General features: G+C 33.8%; 17 protein-coding genes. 11 read left to right on the top strand and 6 right to left on the bottom strand.

The window, feature by feature from the left end; translation table 11 throughout:
- The first annotated feature begins 3 nt into the window (after positions 1-3).
- Positions 4-582 carry a hypothetical protein gene (locus RM51_RS06820; RefSeq protein WP_039366698.1) on the top strand — a complete coding sequence of 193 codons (579 nt, stop codon included), beginning with the start codon at positions 4-6 and terminating at the stop codon, positions 580-582.
- A 14-nt stretch (positions 583-596) separates the two neighbouring features.
- Here RM51_RS06820 and RM51_RS06825 read toward each other — a convergent pair whose 3' ends face one another.
- From RM51_RS06825 to RM51_RS06845, 5 genes are all read right to left on the bottom strand, one after another.
- Positions 597-821: a hypothetical protein gene (locus tag RM51_RS06825; RefSeq protein WP_039366700.1), complete on the bottom strand. Its 225-nt coding sequence runs from the start codon at positions 819-821 to the stop codon at positions 597-599.
- A 192-nt stretch (positions 822-1,013) separates the two neighbouring features.
- On the bottom strand, positions 1,014-1,904 hold the full coding sequence (locus tag RM51_RS06830) for a DUF72 domain-containing protein (protein WP_039366702.1): 891 nt from the start codon (positions 1,902-1,904) through the stop codon (positions 1,014-1,016).
- Positions 1,905-2,099: 195 nt separating this feature from the next.
- Positions 2,100-3,767, bottom strand: a complete 1,668-nt coding sequence (locus RM51_RS06835) for a ribonucleoside-diphosphate reductase subunit alpha (RefSeq protein ID WP_262483696.1) — start codon at positions 3,765-3,767, stop codon at positions 2,100-2,102.
- A gap of 49 nt (positions 3,768-3,816) precedes the next feature.
- Complete coding sequence (locus tag RM51_RS06840) at positions 3,817-4,104, bottom strand: hypothetical protein (RefSeq protein ID WP_039366707.1); 288 nt, start codon at positions 4,102-4,104, stop codon at positions 3,817-3,819.
- 149 nt (positions 4,105-4,253) lie between these two features.
- On the bottom strand, positions 4,254-5,228 hold the full coding sequence (locus RM51_RS06845; RefSeq protein WP_039366711.1) for a ribonucleotide-diphosphate reductase subunit beta: 975 nt from the start codon (positions 5,226-5,228) through the stop codon (positions 4,254-4,256).
- Between the two features lie 429 nt (positions 5,229-5,657).
- On the opposite strand from RM51_RS06845, the gene RM51_RS06850 reads away from it, so the two are divergent.
- From RM51_RS06850 to RM51_RS06870, 5 genes are all read left to right on the top strand, one after another.
- Positions 5,658-6,347: an ABC transporter ATP-binding protein gene (locus RM51_RS06850; protein WP_039366714.1), complete on the top strand. Its 690-nt coding sequence runs from the start codon at positions 5,658-5,660 to the stop codon at positions 6,345-6,347.
- Between the two features lie 76 nt (positions 6,348-6,423).
- Positions 6,424-7,653: an ABC transporter permease gene (locus tag RM51_RS06855; protein ID WP_039366717.1), complete on the top strand. Its 1,230-nt coding sequence runs from the start codon at positions 6,424-6,426 to the stop codon at positions 7,651-7,653.
- Between the two features lie 17 nt (positions 7,654-7,670).
- Positions 7,671-8,942: an ABC transporter permease gene (locus RM51_RS06860; protein WP_039366720.1), complete on the top strand. Its 1,272-nt coding sequence runs from the start codon at positions 7,671-7,673 to the stop codon at positions 8,940-8,942.
- Between the two features lie 36 nt (positions 8,943-8,978).
- Positions 8,979-10,181 carry an efflux RND transporter periplasmic adaptor subunit gene (locus RM51_RS06865; RefSeq protein ID WP_039366723.1) on the top strand — a complete coding sequence of 401 codons (1,203 nt, stop codon included), beginning with the start codon at positions 8,979-8,981 and terminating at the stop codon, positions 10,179-10,181.
- A 128-nt stretch (positions 10,182-10,309) separates the two neighbouring features.
- Positions 10,310-10,876 carry a hypothetical protein gene (locus RM51_RS06870; protein ID WP_039366726.1) on the top strand — a complete coding sequence of 189 codons (567 nt, stop codon included), beginning with the start codon at positions 10,310-10,312 and terminating at the stop codon, positions 10,874-10,876.
- Here the strand turns inward: RM51_RS06870 and RM51_RS06875 are convergent.
- Positions 10,863-11,261 carry a Fur family transcriptional regulator gene (locus RM51_RS06875; RefSeq protein ID WP_039366728.1) on the bottom strand — a complete coding sequence of 133 codons (399 nt, stop codon included), beginning with the start codon at positions 11,259-11,261 and terminating at the stop codon, positions 10,863-10,865. The genes RM51_RS06870 and RM51_RS06875 overlap by 14 nt on opposite strands.
- Positions 11,262-11,348: 87 nt before the next feature.
- On the opposite strand from RM51_RS06875, the gene RM51_RS06880 reads away from it, so the two are divergent.
- From RM51_RS06880 to arsB, 5 genes are all read left to right on the top strand, one after another.
- Positions 11,349-12,248 (top strand): NAD(P)/FAD-dependent oxidoreductase, encoded by a 900-nt coding sequence (locus RM51_RS06880; RefSeq protein ID WP_039366732.1) that lies wholly within the window; start codon positions 11,349-11,351, stop codon positions 12,246-12,248.
- A gap of 112 nt (positions 12,249-12,360) precedes the next feature.
- Entirely contained in the window at positions 12,361-12,687 is a 327-nt protein-coding gene (locus tag RM51_RS06885) for an ArsR/SmtB family transcription factor (protein ID WP_039366735.1), read from the top strand.
- 59 nt (positions 12,688-12,746) lie between these two features.
- Positions 12,747-13,220, top strand: a complete 474-nt coding sequence (locus RM51_RS06890) for a DUF6428 family protein (RefSeq protein WP_039366740.1) — start codon at positions 12,747-12,749, stop codon at positions 13,218-13,220.
- Between the two features lie 18 nt (positions 13,221-13,238).
- The gene (locus RM51_RS06895) at positions 13,239-13,850 is read left to right on the top strand and encodes an arsenate-mycothiol transferase ArsC (protein WP_039366743.1); all 612 of its coding nucleotides are present in this window, start codon (positions 13,239-13,241) and stop codon (positions 13,848-13,850) included.
- A gap of 6 nt (positions 13,851-13,856) precedes the next feature.
- Entirely contained in the window at positions 13,857-14,888 is a 1,032-nt protein-coding gene (arsB, locus tag RM51_RS06900; protein WP_039366746.1) for an ACR3 family arsenite efflux transporter, read from the top strand.
- The last annotated feature ends 60 nt before the right edge of the window (positions 14,889-14,948 follow it).

The following is a 14,948-nucleotide window of genomic DNA, read 5'->3' on the forward strand; positions in this document are numbered from 1 at the left end:
GAAATGGGGTATCTTCTTTTTATCATATTAGTTACTTTAATCATTTCTCTGTTTTTATCAAAGGTAAAACTAGGTTGGGCAAAGATTTTTAGAGCTATCACATTAGTTTTTTCCATTTCTCTTTTTACCTATTGGTTTATCAAAAAAAGCTCTATTGGTGTTGTACAGAATGCTGTTGCTCTACAGTTGATCAATAAACTTCCACAACCTTTGGATTTTTATGTGATAAACGTCAATCATGTAGATAAAAATGATGTATTGGAAGTAATACATTTGGGGAAGATACGTCCTGAATACTATCGTATTGAATATCTGAAAATGAAAAATTCGGATGAGTATTGGATTATTGGGTATTTAGGGAAGAAAAATGCTGTTTACTTTTCCCAACATTCGGTTCCGAATAAAAATATTGATCAGATGATTGAAGTACAGAATTACATCAATCAAAGCGTCAAATTATCAGGTATCGCCAAAAAAGAAGTAGAAGCTTACAACCAGGAAAACATTAAACTAGGGATTTTAATCACGCTAAATCTCCTGCTTTTATTTTTAAATCTATCCTTATTTCTAAGAAGAAAATAAATTAGACTATCCCATTAAGGATAGTCTAAGATTTGCATTACGACTTCTTTTACATCTTCCGGACAACTTCTGATGATTCTGTCTTTATTATGTTTGTTGATCTGGCTAGGTTCTAACCATTCTGTCTGCTGATTTGGGTTATCAATACTTTCTACTTTTTTTATTGTATTGTTGCTGTAGAATGTATACTGTTCAGGTTGTTCTCCTGTGAGGGTGATAGTACAAATTTCTTTTTCCATGATTTTAGTTTTTTATTACTCTACCATAGTGTGATTTAAACGGTCACAATATAGTGAATTTTATAAATATTCAAAACACTTTTCAAAGTGTTGATTTTTTTGTGCTTTTTAATGGTAATTCTCTGTTTATATGAGGTTTATATTTGTTTATTTTTAATTAATAATGTTATTTTAATGCATTTTTTTTATAGACTAAAAGAGCGTTTGCATATTTTCAGTAGCCATTTGAGGGATTTTAATCTCAGTTTTCCATTCTTCATTCAATTTTTTGATAAAATAGGCGGACAAAAGAGGAGATGCTTTTTCAATATTTTGATGCACGAAGAAATAAAGATTCTGAAGCCCGTCTTTCTTCCATTTTGTAAGATGTTCCAACCAGTCGTCTAATCTTTCATAGTCACTTTCGGCATTGGCTCCTACATATCTGATAAATGCATTGGGTGTAGTAAGTCTCATATGAAGCATGTCTCGTCTTCCTGCTGTGTCTACAATGATGTTAGTAATATTGTTTTCTTCGAAAAGCTCACAGGTTTTATTTAAGATTTCCTCGTCGGTGAACCAATCTGTATTTCTCAGTTCTATTGCCAATGGAACTTCCTGTGGCCAGTTATTGACAAATTTTTCCAGTCTTTCATAATCTTTTGGTTTAAAATTGTCGTGAAGCTGAAGGAAAACCATTCCTAGTTTTTCATCAAAATTCAATACCGCCGAAGCAAATTGTGTTACCACATCATCAATATTCAATAACCTTCTAAAGTGTGAAACCGTATTGGTGATTTTCGGAAAAAATTTAAAATCTGCCGGAGTCTTTTCTTTCCAGGTTTGTACCTGTTCCGGAGTCGGCATTCCATAAAAAGTGGCATTCAGTTCTATAGAATTGAATTGGGTAGAATAATAAGATAACTCATCTTTTGTTCCTTTGGGATAAAACCCTTTTAGATCAGTCTTATTCCATTTTGCACATCCGATGGAGATATTTTCCAAGCCCTTTTTATTTTGCTTTAAAATATCTTTTGTTCTTGGATGATCTTTAGGTAAGGTAAAATCTATTTGTGAAGGATCTTCTACTTGTCCGAATTTCATAAGGGTATTTTTAGTCTATAGCTAAATTAAGAATTTAAGGGATTAATTTTGATATTTATTCACTCTAATACTTGTGAATTAGTTCTTTTTTTCTGTGAAAAATGTTCGTTTTAATAGCTTAAAAGAATAAGCAAATAAAAAAAACCGCAGAAATATTCTGCGGTTTCCCTAGTTTTTCTAATTGTTTATTATTTGCTATGCTTCACAAGCTGAGCAAGTAACAAAATTCACCATCATTTCTTTAGAAACTGAAGAACTTCTTTGATAGTATAATGTTTTCACCCCTTTTTTCCATGCTTCAATGTAAAGATAGTTGACATCTTTTACAGGCATCGTAGAAGGAATCTGTAAGTTTAATGATTGAGCCTGATCAATATATTGCTGTCTTTGAGCTGCCTGAGAAATGATCTCCATCGGAGAAATTTCTTTAAATGTTTTAAATACAGCTTTCTCTTCGTCAGTTAATTCCTTTAAATGTTGAACAGATCCGTGATTCAACATGATTGTTCTCCATGTTTCTTCGTTGTCAAGACCTTTTTCTTCTAGCAATTTTGCTAAATATTTGTTCTTACGCATGAAGTTTCCTTTTGCAAGACCTGCTTTATAATAGTTGGATGCAAATGGTTCAATTCCCGGAGAAGTTTGTCCTAAGATAGCAGAACTTGAAGTAGTAGGAGCGATTGCCATCGTTGTGGTGTTTCTCAATCCGTATCCTTTCAATAATTCAGGTTCTCCGTAGATATTTGCTAATTCTCTTGAAGCCTGTTCTGCCTGTTCTTTAATATGTCTGAAAGCTCTTGCGTTGAATTGAGTTGCCTCAAAACTTTCAAATGGAATCATATTTTTCTGTAAATAAGAATGATATCCTAAAACTCCTAATCCAAGTGCTCTGTGACGCATTGCAAAGTTTCTTGCTCCCTGAAGATAGTAGTTTCCTTCTGTTTTATCGATAAATTCAGAAAGAACTGCATCTAAGAAATACACTGCTAATTTTACAGCATCTGTATCTTTCCACTCATCATACAATTCTAAGTTCATCGATGATAAACAGCAGATGAAAGACTCTTCTCTTGAAGAAGGAAGCATGATTTCAGAGCAAAGGTTACTTGCATTTACAGGTAATCCTAAGTCTTTATAAACTTGAGGCTTGTTTCTGTTTACGTTGTCAGTAAAGAAAATATAAGGAAGACCTTTTTGTTGACGGCTTTCTAGCACTCTTGCCCAAACTTTACGTTTTTCCATATCGCCATCAATCATATCTTGCATCCAATAATCAGGAACACAAACTCCTGTAAATAAATTCTGGATTGGGCTTCCGATATCTTTGATTGATAAAAATTCTTCAATATCTCCGTGGTCAATATCTAGATAAGCTGCAAAAGCACCTCTTCTTACACCACCCTGAGAAACAACATCCATTGCTGTATCAAACAGTTTCATGAAAGAAACTGCTCCCGAAGATTTTCCGTTATCTGTTACAGCAGTTCCTCTGTTACGAAGTTCTCCGAAATATCCTGAAGTTCCTCCTCCGATTTTTGTCTGCATAATGACTTCACCCATTTTGTGAGTAATGCCTTCAATGCTGTCCGGAATATGAACATTGAAACAAGAAATAGGAAGACCTCTTTGCGTTCCCATGTTTGCCCAAACAGGAGACGAGAAACTGATCCAACCTTTGGTAATCATCTCTTTGAATGCCGGTTGAAGTTCAGGTTTGTAAAGTTTTTTGGCAGCAGCAGTGGTAATTCTTTCAATAGCTCCATCTACCGTTTCCCCTTTTAGAAGATATCCTCTGTTAAGCATTTGCTCAGATTCTTCATTGAGCCACCATATATTGTTGTTTTGTTCTTCCATAGTCCTTATATTTTCGAATTCCCGAATGCTTTTACACACTCAGGAATTTTGTTGCTTTTTATATTGATTGTAAAACTTCTACTTTATGCGAACCATTTAATCCGCTTTCATCTCTTAATTTTTGAAATTCTTTAAAAGACGGAACATTCAGAACCTCATATTGTACCTCTTCATTAATATAATTTGAATAATGTAAAAATGTGACACCATCATCTTTTATATACACTTTATATTCAAAAGCTTCCTGATTTAGACTTTTAAAGTCGTGCAAGAACTTCCGAATATTCGTTTTGTTTTCTGAAACGAATTCAGGAGTTACGGTGTAAGTGACAATTACATTGATCATTTTTTTTGTGTTTTGATTGGTTTTACCATTCCGAGCAACGAAGATTATCTATTTTTAAAGATACTTCGACTTCGCTCAATATGACATCATTAATACTAACTGTTTCGACGCTCGCTTCGCTCGCGCTTTTCACATCTAAGTATGTAAAACTAGAAAAGATCGTTTGCAGTAATACTCTTATCGTGCTTCGTATAATCTACTGGTCTTTTTGCAAAGAAATCATCCATAGAATTTGCGAAAACCTCTTCTTCGAACCAAACCATTGGTCTGTATTGCTCAGGAGAAACGTTGTATCTTGTTTTCATGTTGATTTTCTTTAAACTGTCGTCAACACGGTACTTCATGAAGTTTAGCAAATCTTCTTTTGAGAAAACGCTTAATTCACCTAATTCAAAGATCCAGTCTAGGATTTCACCTTCCAGTTCGATAGATTGGTCAACCAATGTATAAATATCTTCAATATCAGAATCCGTTAATAGATCTGGTTGTTCTTCACGTATTTTGTTGATAAGGAAAATTCCTCCATTAGCGTGAATCTGCTCATCTACAGAAGTCCAAGCGATGATATTGGAAACATTTTTCATGTATCCTTTAAATCTTGTGAAAGAAAGGATGATTGCAAATTGCGAGAACAGAGAAACGTTTTCAATTAAAATACTGAACAATAAAAGAGAAGAAACATACTCTTTCGGAGTTGCAGAATTTGCGTGTTTAAGAACATTTGACAAAAAGTCAATTCTCTTTTTTAAAGCAGGAACCTCCACAACATGTGTAAATTCTTCATTATAACCTAACACCTCAAGCAAACGAGAATACGCCTCAGAGTGACGGAATTCACATTCTGCAAAAGTAGCTCCCAAACCGTTCAGTTCAGGCTTTGGCATGTGATTATATAAATTTCCCCAGAATGTCTTTACAGACACCTCGATCTGTGCAATAGCTAATAATGCATTTTTTACAGCGTGCTTTTCGTGAGGTTCAAGTTGAGAATGAAAATCCTGAACGTCTGCAGTAAAGTCCACTTCCGAATGTACCCAGAACGATTTGTTGATCGCTTCTACGAATTGAAGAACCTCCGGATATTCAAATGGCTTATAACTTACTCTTTTATCAAAAATTCCCATATTAAAATAATGTCTTTAAAATTTTACAAAAAACGATCCATGTGAATAACATTCAAGAGATAAATAATGAATTGATTTTCAAATGGTTGTTTGATAAACTTATCCACTAGAATTTTCTTTTATCTCTTGTGACCTGCGATGCACAAAGTTAGAAAACGGCATCCTATTTTGAAAGGGGAAAAGCTTAAATGTTTGAATTTTAAAGGTAAAAGTTTTCCACATTTGTTAGGAACCTGCTCTATCATTGGTTTCGAGATACTTAGCTTTTAAAATTGCATGTTTTGTGATTCTTTTAATTAAACGATTATTTGTAAAGTATTGTTTTTTAATTGAATATGTATTAAACGATTAAAATTTTTAATTAATTGTAATTCTTGTAACAAAATAAAAATATCTCCTACTTATAAGAAAACAAAATGAAATCACTTAATGTTAGTAATTCAAAATTTACATAAATCATACGATACGGGTAAAAGTAAATTACACGTTCTCAAGGGGATCAACCTAAATATTGACGAAGGAGAATTTGTTTCTATTATGGGAAGTTCTGGTTCCGGAAAGTCTACTTTGCTTAATATAATCGGGATTTTGGATGAAAAAGATTCAGGAACCTATGAATTGGATGGGGTTCCTATTGAACATTTGTCTGAGGTGAAGGCTGCGGAGTACAGAAGTAAGTTTTTGGGATTTATTTTCCAGTCTTTTAATTTGATAGGATATAAAACGGCGTTAGAGAATGTAGCACTTCCTTTATATTATCAGAACGTATCAAGAAAAGAAAGAAATCAGAAAGCGTTGGAATATTTGGAAAAAGTGGGATTGGCTCAATGGGCGAATCACCTTCCTAATGAACTTTCCGGAGGTCAGAAACAAAGGGTTGCTATCGCAAGAGCTCTGATTACAGATCCTAAAGTGATCTTGGCAGATGAACCTACCGGTGCATTAGATTCTAAAACAACCCATGATATTATGAAGCTGCTTCAGGAAATTAATGATGATGGTAAAACCATTATTGTGGTAACTCACGAACCTGATGTGGCTGCACAAACGAAAAGAAATGTAATCCTAAAAGACGGAATCATAGAAAGAGACGAGTTTATAAAACAGCTGGTTTTATAGATTAATTTGAAAATGAGATAATTGTACTATCTAATTCTTCAATCTTTAAATTTTTTAATTTTTTAATCAATTAAACATGTTTGACCTCGATCGTTGGCAGGAAATATTCAGTTCTATTCGCAGTAATGTATTGCGGACGGTACTTTCAGGGTTTACAGTAGCTTTGGGTTTGTTTATCTTTATTGTACTTTTCGGTATTGGAAAAGGGCTTCAGAATGCCTTTACAGAAGGATTTGCCAGAGATGCTCAAAATTTAATCTCAATCTTTACAGGCAAAACCACTATTGCATATAAAGGACTTCAGTCTGACAGAACCATTACGATGAATAATGATGATTATGATTTTCTGGTAGGAACTGATAAAGAAAAAGTAGGGTATTCTACACCGCGATATACCGCAAATTTAATGGTAAAATATGGCAAAGAGAGTGGCAGTTACCAGATAAACGGAGCGGATACAGAAGAAAAATATATAGAAAACAGAAAAATTCTTGAAGGGCGCTACCTAACTCCTATGGATTTGCAAAGAAAGCAAAATGTTGCGGTAATCGGGAGAATGGTTCAGAGGGATTTGATTAAAAACGGAAGCCCTGTGGGAAAAGATCTTGATATTAACGGAACGATGTTCAAAGTAGTCGGAGTTTTCTCTGATGACGGAGGAGACTGGGACGAAAGACATATTACCATTCCTATTTCAACGTTGCAGCAGATGAAAAAAGGTTCCGATACGGTAAGTACGGTTTATATTGCTTACAATGATAAGCTGACTCCGCAGGAAGCGATAAAATACGGTGATGAATTAAAAGACAAGCTGAAAGCACGAAAAAGTGTTTCTCCTGATGACGAAAATGGAGTTCGTATCTGGAATAACGCACAGAATATGAATGATACTTTTATGTTTATGGCGGTTTTGACAGGGATTGTAGGATTCATCGGATTAGGAACTCTGATTGCCGGAATTATCGGGATCAGTAATATCATGGTGTATATCGTAAAAGAACGTACCAAAGAAATTGGAGTAAGAAAAGCAATTGGGGCGAAACCTAAAAGTATTGTGGCTTTGATTGTTCAGGAAAGTGTAGTGATTACGGTAGTTTCGGGTTTTGTAGGAGTAGGATTAGGAGTGTTGGCTTTAAGTCTTATTGGAACTCGTTTGGAAGAATTTTTCATTAAAGATCCACATGTAGGTTGGGGAGATATTTTCCTTGCATTTCTAGCTTTGGTATTTTCAGGATTTATTGCAGGTTTTGTTCCTGCGTACAGAGCATCGAAAATTAAACCGATTGAAGCTTTAAGAACAGAATAATTAATAACTCGACACAGATGAATATCATATTCAAAAAAGATACTTGGCAGGAAATTTATTATTCATTGAGGAATAATAAGCTTCGTACATTCCTTACCATGATTGGGGTAGGTTGGGGAATGTTTTTATATGTGAGTCTTTTGGGGGCTGCAAAAGGAATGGAAAATGGTTTTGATAAATTATTTTCAGGCTTTGCTACCAACTCTATCTTTCTTTGGGCTCAGAATACGGCGATTCCCTATGATGGTTTTCCGAAAGGGAGACAGTTACATCTTAATTTGCCCGATATTCAGATGCTTAAAAATAAAATTCCCGAAATAGATTATATCTCTCCGCAAAATTCACGCGGAAGCTTTACGGGAACACCGGGAGAATCAATGTCCAGAAACGGAAAAAATGCAGTGTATTCTTTAACGGGAGATTATCCTGTAGGAAATAAAATATCTGAAAAGAAATTAATCTTTGGAAGATATATCAACGATGCCGATGTTTCAGGAAATAAGAATGTAGTGGTAATCGGAGAAGAAATTTATAAAAACTTTTTCGAGTCTAAAAAGAATGAAAACCCGTTGGGGAAATCAATTAATATCAAAGGGATTTTCTTTAATGTCATTGGAGTTTTCAGAGTGAAAAAAGGAGGTGGTTTTGAAAATGACCGTACCGCTTTTATTCCGCTTTCCACTTATACGAAAATGTATAATGCAGGTGATCAGATCGATATGTTTGCGATTGTGAGTAAACCGAATGTGGATGTCAATCAGGTAGAAGAAAAAGTGAAATTAGCGTTAAAAGCGAGAAATAAAGTTTCGCCAGAAGATACCAATGCATTCGGAAGTTTCAATCTTGGAAAAGAATTTAAAAAACTGACAGGTTTCCTTACAGGAATGCAGTTATTAACCATTATTGTAGGGACATTAACGATTCTTGCAGGGGTAATTGCCATTTCGAACATTCTGTTGATTACGGTAAAAGAACGTACCAAAGAAATTGGGATTCGTAGAGCATTGGGGGCGAAACCTTCTGAAGTCAGAAATCAAATTTTGCTGGAAAGTGTTGTGATCACACTGTCTTCCGGATTAATAGGATTTATATTAGGGATTTTCCTTTTAATGACTTTAAATGCACTGACTCAGAATCAGGATTCCTTTCCATTCTATAATCCTACTGTAAATTATGGAAACGTATTCAGCGCGATGTCGGTAATGGTAATATTAGGATTAATTATCGGGATGATTCCTGCACAACGTGCCGTGAAAATCAGACCGATCGAAGCGTTAAGAACAGAATAAATATTAAACCAATTAAATAAAAAATAAACTATACATATGAAAAAGAAATTCACTTGGAAAAAGGCCATTTACATTCTCTTAGGGCTTTTGCTTGTGGTTGCGTTGTTCTCAGGAATTAGTTACCTCGTAAAATCAAATTCTAAACAAGCTGAGATTTTCCTGACCAGAAAACCGCGCATTCAAAACATGGATGATAAAGTGATGGCCACCGGAAAAATTGTTCCGAAAGAAGAAATTGAAATTAAACCGAATATTGCGGGAATTATCGATAAAATTTTGGTAGATGAAGGAGACAAAGTAGAAGTAGGTCAGTTGATCGCAACAGTAAGAATCGTTCCGAATCTTTCTGATGTAAACAGTGCACAGCAGAATGTGAATAATCAGCAGCTTCAGATCAGCAATGCCAAGTTGAACGTAGATAATATGAGAAAGCAATTTGAAATGCAGGCAAAACTGTATAAGCAGGGAGTGGCTTCAAAACAGGAATATTTAAATGCTCAGCAGCAATTCTATTCTCAGGAACAGACACTTAAAAATGCTCAACAGGCTTTAGTAACTGCACAAAAAACATTGCAGATCGCAAAAACAGGTTCAACACCTGAATTGCAAGGTTTGGCAACTACTCAGATCCGTTCAAAAGCTTCAGGAACAGTACTTGAAGTACCGGTAAAAGTAGGAAGTCAGGTAATTGAGGCTAACTCTTTCAATGCAGGTACAACTATTTGTTCTATTGCAGATCTTAACTCTTTGATCTTCCAGGGGGAAATTGATGAAGCACAAGCTGGAAAGTTAAAACAAGGAATGAGTATGAATATCGTAATTGGTGCTCTACAAAACAAAACTTTCCCTGGGAAACTTACGATGATTGCTCCTAAAGGAAAAGATACTAGCGGAACTATTAAATTTCCAGTAGAAGGAGATGTTGAAAACCCGAACAATGAATACATCAGAGCTGGTTTTTCTGCTAACGGAGAAATCGTTTTAAAATCTGAGAAAAATGCTTTGCTATTGGATGAATCTTTGGTTCAGTATGAAAAGAAGAACGGAAAAGACGTTCCTTTTGTAGAAGCAAAACAAAAAGATGGAAAGTTCAAAAAAGTGTATGTGAAATTGGGAGCTAGTGACGGAATTAATGTTCAGATTCTTCCAGGATCAGGAATTGATCAGAATTCCGAAGTAAAAGTTTGGAATCCGTCCGATAAAGACAAAGAAGAACTGAAAGAAAAATCAAAAAAATAGTAAACTAACGCTATAAATTTTCAAACTTTGATCCTGAGATTTTTCTCAGGATTTTTTTGTGTCGTTACAAGAAATGAAGCAATCCTATTTAAAAATAAGTAAATTTGATTTCCATTAAAATTAAAATCATGTGTAGATACGCAGGGAAAACATATAAATCTCATTACGCATGTTTCAGTTGCAGAAAATCTTTTAAGCAAACTGATTCTTATGATATTTTAGCAAGAATTGAAAAAGATAAAGTCTATCATGAGCTTAACGGAAAATCTATTCGAAACGTAGGACAGGTTTTTACAAAAAAAGAACGAAATAAATTAGATGAATTGATTTTAGAAATTGAAAACCGTCCTATAAAATGTCCCGAATGTAGAAATCTAATGGCTGATTTAGGACGAGATTTTAAAGCTCCGAAAAAGACAGTAATCAAAGAATGGAAAATTATCGAAGGACTTTACCAAATCGGAAAAGATTTCCACACCTGTGGTTGTGATGGAATTGGTTACATTCCTCAAAATCCCAAAGATTATGAAATGTATTTGAAAAATATGTTGGAAGAATATCAAGGTAGTTTAGTTTTCTGTCAGAATCTTTCTAAAACTGAATTTCCGAACAAAATGGAAAGAATAAATTATTGGGCAAATCAAATTTTAAAAATAAAGGATGAAATGGTTAATCAGAAATTTATTGTTGCTTAAAAAGAGAAGAATTTGAGCAATCTTTACAATATCCCGAAATAAAACCATTAAAATTAACCGACTGATAACCTTCCGGTAATTTTACTTCCATTTCGTTTGGCAAACATTCGATTTTTCCACATGACAAGCATCTGAAATGAAAATGATTGTGTTTGTGTTTTTTTTCTGAACAATTTACACAAATAGCAAAATAATATTTTCCATCATCGCCCAAAATTTTGTGAACAATTCCGTCTTCACAAAAACTATTAAGGACTCTATATATCGTTGCACGATCTACAGCTTCACCCAATTCCTTTTGTAAAATTTCCTGACTCACCGCAGACTTTGAGTTCTTTAGCGAATCCAGAATCAATTGTTTGGTGATGGTATTTCTCTTAGCCATAGTACAAATATAAAAATTATTATTGCGATTAAGTCGCATTAATGAAATTTTATTTTAACTTTGCAATCAATACAAGTAGCAAAAACTATGGAAAATAAATTTGACGTCATTATCATTGGGGGGAGTTATGCTGGTTTATCAGCAGTGATGGCTTTAGGAAGATCCTTACGAAATGTACTAATTATTGATAGTGGGAAACCCTGTAACCGACAGACTCCACATTCTCACAATTTCATAACGCATGATGGGAAAACACCAAAAGAGATTTCCGATTTGGCTAAAGCTCAAGTTTTACAATATGAAACAGTGAAATTTCATGATGGAGTAGTTGTGAAAATGGAGAAAGGTGCTGAAGGTTTTACAATAAATACAGAAAACGGAGAAGTATTTACTGCTAAAAAACTGATTCTTGCTTCAGGAATTAAAGATTTGATGCCAAATATTTCAGGTTTTGCCGAATGTTGGGGGATTTCTGCCATTCATTGCCCATATTGTCATGGATACGAAGTGAAAGGTGAAGTAACAGGAATTCTTTCCAATGGTGATATCGCGTTTGACTTTTCAAAACTGGTATTTAATTTAACAAAAGAGCTAACCTTATTTACTAACGGAAAATCTACTTTAAATAAAGAACAGACTGAAAAATTTAGTCAGAATAAAATAGAGATTATAGAAGATGAAATAGAAAAAGTTCAGCATGAAAATGGAAATATTCAGAAAATCATTTTTAAAAACGGAAAAGAAGTTTCATTAAAAGCTTTGTATGCAAAAATAGGTTTTGAACAAAACATCAATGTTGAAGATCTTGGAATTGAATTAAACGAAAATGGTTTCGTCAAAGTGGATATGATGCAGAAAACAAATATCCCAGGAGTTTTTGCTTGTGGAGACAATGTGACAATGATGAGATCTGTTGCGAATGCTGTTGCGCAAGGGAACTTTGCAGGAGCTGTTGTCAATAAAGAGCTGTCTGAAGAAGAATTTTAAAGTTTTTACAGATTATTATTTTAGTATCCTTTCAATTTTTTTGAGAGGATTTTTTGAAATTTAATTTGTCAATATAATTTATTATCGTAATATTGCGATATAGTTTTGAATCATGGGAGCAACCAAAACCGATTTTTTTACCGAACAGCAAAATAGAATTGCAACCATTGCAAAAGCTTTGGGGCATCCTGCAAGAATTGCAATTATTGAATATTTGCTGAAAGTGAATGAATGCATTTGTGGTGACATCGTGAATGAACTTCCATTAGCACAGCCTACTGTTTCTCAACATTTAAAAGAACTGAAGAATGCGGGATTAATTAAAGGAAACATTGAAGGAAATTCAATTTGCTATTGTATAGATGAAAAAGCATTTGAAGTTCTGAATGTATTTTTCTCCAATATCATCTCGACTGTAAAAAAGCAAAACTGCTGTTAAAATTTTTTTGGAATTAATTATCGTAATATTGCGATATTACAATTTTAAATAGACTACTTATGACACTCGAACAAATCAAAGAAATTCTTCCAACATTAGATAATGTGGAATTTGAGCTTGAAAATGGACAATTTGTATCCGAACATTTTCATGTAACGGAAATCGGAATGGTTACCAAAAACTTCATCGATTGTGGCGGAACCATCAGAAAAGAGGAAAAAGTAAACTTTCAGCTTTGGAATGCTGATGATTATGAACATCGTTTAAAGCCTGGAAAATTGCTTCATATCATTCATTTATCAGAAGAAAAGTTAGGAATCGGAAATTTTGAAATTGAAGTAGAATATCAGGATACAACCATCGGAAAGTATGATCTTGAATTCAACGGAAAGAATTTTGTTTTGAAAAATAAACTGACTGCCTGTTTTGCTCAGGATGCGTGTGGAATTCCTCCTCAAAAACAAAAAGTGAATTTGAGTGACCTGTCTGGAAATAAGCAGAATTCTTGTTCGCCTAATTCTGGTTGCTGCTAATTTTTAAAAATCATTACAATGAATCCAAAATTGTCAGCGTATGTTGAAAATATTCTTCAACAGAAAATTACCTACGATCGAAAAGTAATTTTGCAACCTTTAATCGATTATATTCAACAGAAGGTTAAAAATCTGAAACCTATTCATCTCAATTTTATTTGTACACACAATTCCCGAAGAAGCCATTTGGCTCAGGTCTGGGCTCAGGTAGCGAGTCATTATTATGCTATTTCTGATACTCAATGCTATTCAGGGGGTACAGAAACAACGGCATTGTTTCCTAAGATTGCAGAAACATTGTCTGACGTAGGTTTTAATGTGTGGAAATTAAGCGAAACTGAAAATTCGGTGTATGTTATAAAATTTGATGGAAATGCATTGCCGGTTATTGGGTTTTCTAAAAAATATGATGATGAATTTAATCCGATCAGTGATTTTGCAGCAATTATGACCTGTTCGCAAGCAGATGGAGGTTGCCCTTTTATTCCAGGTGCTGAAAAACGTATTCCTATTACTTTTAAAGATCCGAAAATTTCAGATCATACAACTGAGCAAACCAAAGTTTATAGTGAGAGAAGCTTACAGATTGCCTCAGAAATGTTTTATGTTTTTTCACAAATAAAGAAATAATTCATCATGCAACCTAAGTTAAAATTTCTTGATAGGTATTTAACACTTTGGATATTTCTGGCAATGATTGTTGGTGTCGGATTAGGAAATTATTTCCCTAATATTTCACAGGTTACAAAATCATTGTCTTCCGGAACAACGAATATTCCTTTAGCAATCGGTCTCATTCTTATGATGTATCCGTCATTGGCAAAAGTGGATTACGGCTTACTAACACAGGTTTTTAAAGATAAAAAAGTAATTTCGATCTCATTATTTCTAAATTGGATTATTGGTCCGGTTTTAATGTTCGTCCTTGCAATTATTTTTCTTAGAGATGAACCTGATTATATGATAGGGCTGATTCTGATTGGTTTGGCAAGGTGTATTGCTATGGTAATTGTTTGGAATGATCTTGCAAAGGGAAACCGTGAATATGCGGCTTTGCTGGTTGCGTTAAATAGTGTTTTTCAAATTGTGTCATATAGCTTTTTTGTATGGCTTTTTATTAATGTTCTTCCTAAGAAATTAGGATTAGGAAGTTTCACTGTTTCTGTTCCGATATATGAAGTAGTAGAAAGTGTATTGATTTACTTAGGAATTCCTTTCTTAGCTGGTTTTTTGTCGCGTTATTTTCTTATTAAGAGAAAAGGAAAAGAATGGTACAACAGGAAGTTTATTCCAATGATTTCACCAATTACTCTTTATGCATTATTGTTTACAATTGTTCTGATGTTTAGTTTGAAAGGTGATAAAATATTGAAACTTCCAATGGATGTAATAAAAATTGCAATACCGTTGGTTATTTATTTTGTCATAATGTTCTTTATCAGCTTTTTTATAAACAGGTTCATGAAAGTTCCTTATGATAAAAATATTTCAATTGCTTTTACAGCCACGGGAAATAATTTTGAATTGGCTATTGCTGTAAGTATTGCTGTATTTGGAATTCATTCAGCTCAGGCTTTTGTAGGAGTTATTGGTCCATTGGTAGAAGTTCCTGTACTCATTCTTTTAGTAAAGGTAAGTTTGTACTTTAAACATAGATATTATAAGTAATAATTTAGAATACAGTTTTTTAATCGTATTTGATATGCTAATCTCGCCGAAAATTTCGTA

It is taken from the genome of Chryseobacterium taiwanense, assembly GCF_000813825.1.
GTDB classification, from domain to species: domain Bacteria; phylum Bacteroidota; class Bacteroidia; order Flavobacteriales; family Weeksellaceae; genus Chryseobacterium; species Chryseobacterium taiwanense.

Bases quoted from the DNA above. Each gene is read 5' to 3' on its own strand.
- RM51_RS06855 (WP_039366717.1), top strand. From the start codon at position 6,424: ATGTTTGACCTCGATCGTTGGCAGGAAATATTCAGTTCTATTCGCAGT.
- RM51_RS06845 (WP_039366711.1), bottom strand. From the start codon at position 5,228: ATGGGAATTTTTGATAAAAGAGTAAGTTATAAGCCATTTGAATATCCG.
- RM51_RS06880 (WP_039366732.1), top strand. From the start codon at position 11,349: ATGGAAAATAAATTTGACGTCATTATCATTGGGGGGAGTTATGCTGGT.
- RM51_RS06895 (WP_039366743.1), top strand. From the start codon at position 13,239: ATGAATCCAAAATTGTCAGCGTATGTTGAAAATATTCTTCAACAGAAA.
- RM51_RS06830 (WP_039366702.1), bottom strand. From the start codon at position 1,904: ATGAAATTCGGACAAGTAGAAGATCCTTCACAAATAGATTTTACCTTA.
- RM51_RS06850 (WP_039366714.1), top strand. From the start codon at position 5,658: ATGTTAGTAATTCAAAATTTACATAAATCATACGATACGGGTAAAAGT.
- RM51_RS06875 (WP_039366728.1), bottom strand. From the start codon at position 11,261: ATGGCTAAGAGAAATACCATCACCAAACAATTGATTCTGGATTCGCTA.
- arsB (WP_039366746.1), top strand. From the start codon at position 13,857: ATGCAACCTAAGTTAAAATTTCTTGATAGGTATTTAACACTTTGGATA.
- RM51_RS06860 (WP_039366720.1), top strand. From the start codon at position 7,671: ATGAATATCATATTCAAAAAAGATACTTGGCAGGAAATTTATTATTCA.
- RM51_RS06865 (WP_039366723.1), top strand. From the start codon at position 8,979: ATGAAAAAGAAATTCACTTGGAAAAAGGCCATTTACATTCTCTTAGGG.
- RM51_RS06825 (WP_039366700.1), bottom strand. From the start codon at position 821: ATGGAAAAAGAAATTTGTACTATCACCCTCACAGGAGAACAACCTGAA.
- RM51_RS06840 (WP_039366707.1), bottom strand. From the start codon at position 4,104: ATGATCAATGTAATTGTCACTTACACCGTAACTCCTGAATTCGTTTCA.
- RM51_RS06885 (WP_039366735.1), top strand. From the start codon at position 12,361: ATGGGAGCAACCAAAACCGATTTTTTTACCGAACAGCAAAATAGAATT.
- RM51_RS06890 (WP_039366740.1), top strand. From the start codon at position 12,747: ATGACACTCGAACAAATCAAAGAAATTCTTCCAACATTAGATAATGTG.
- RM51_RS06870 (WP_039366726.1), top strand. From the start codon at position 10,310: ATGTGTAGATACGCAGGGAAAACATATAAATCTCATTACGCATGTTTC.
- RM51_RS06820 (WP_039366698.1), top strand. From the start codon at position 4: ATGGGGTATCTTCTTTTTATCATATTAGTTACTTTAATCATTTCTCTG.